The sequence below is a fragment of the Janibacter sp. LM genome (genome assembly GCF_039631275.1).
GTDB classification, from domain to species: domain Bacteria; phylum Actinomycetota; class Actinomycetes; order Actinomycetales; family Dermatophilaceae; genus Janibacter; species Janibacter terrae.
Window position 1 is genome coordinate 1 of sequence record NZ_JBDIVG010000069.1, and the last position, 787, is coordinate 787.

A 787-nucleotide genomic window follows, 5' to 3' on the forward strand; every position below is an offset into this window, starting at 1 on the left:
AACACCTCCGAAGTCAAGGTGTTGCGACGACCAGTTGAATCCACCTTGACTGCCCGCGTCGCTGTGACACCGCAGGCCGGTCAGTTGGGTGCCGCGTGACGAGCGGGCCATCTCGATGGCGTCGAGGACCATCGTGGTGCGCATGTGGGACGCGACCCGCCATCCGACGATGGTGCGGGAGTACGCGTCGATGATGAAGCAGACATAGGCGACGCCGGCCCAGGTGGGTACGAAGGTCAGGTCGGTCACCCACAACTGGTTCGGCTCGGTGGCGGTGAACTCGCGACCCACCAGGTCCGGGTGGCGCGGCATGCCCGGGTCGGGCTTGGTGGTGCGCACCCGCTTGGTGCGCCGCACGCCCTCGATGCCGGCAGTGCGCATCAGTCGGGCGACCTGGTCGCGGCCGATGTCGTGACCAGAGCGTCGGGCGGCCTTCCAGATCTTCCGCGCGCCGTACACCCGAAAGTTGTCCTCCCACAACTGTCGCACCACCGGGCCCATCACCTCATCACGCTGAGTACGAGCCGAGGGCTGCCGGTTCTTGACCTCGTAGTAGCTGCTGGGGGCCACCTGCAACACGCTGCAGATGAGCTCGACCCCCACACGCCGACCCGCGATGACGTCCTCGCGGTTGGCGTCGATGAACGCGGCTACTTCTTGTGCTGGCGGTCGAGCTCCGCCCCGAAGAAACTGGCTGCCCTCTTCAAGATCTCGTTAGCGCGCTTGAGCTCACGGTTCTCCTGTTCCAGCGCTTTCAACCTCGCCGCGTCGCTGGTGCTGACCCCCG

Annotated in this window: 1 pseudogene and 1 other annotated feature; the pseudogene reads right to left on the reverse strand. The window is 66.1% G+C overall.

The features are described from left to right. A pseudogene (locus ABC138_RS17440) lies at nt 1-787 on the reverse strand (IS3 family transposase); the annotation flags it as partial. After that, nucleotides 562-696, reverse strand: a sequence feature (AL1L pseudoknot). It overlaps the preceding pseudogene by 135 nt.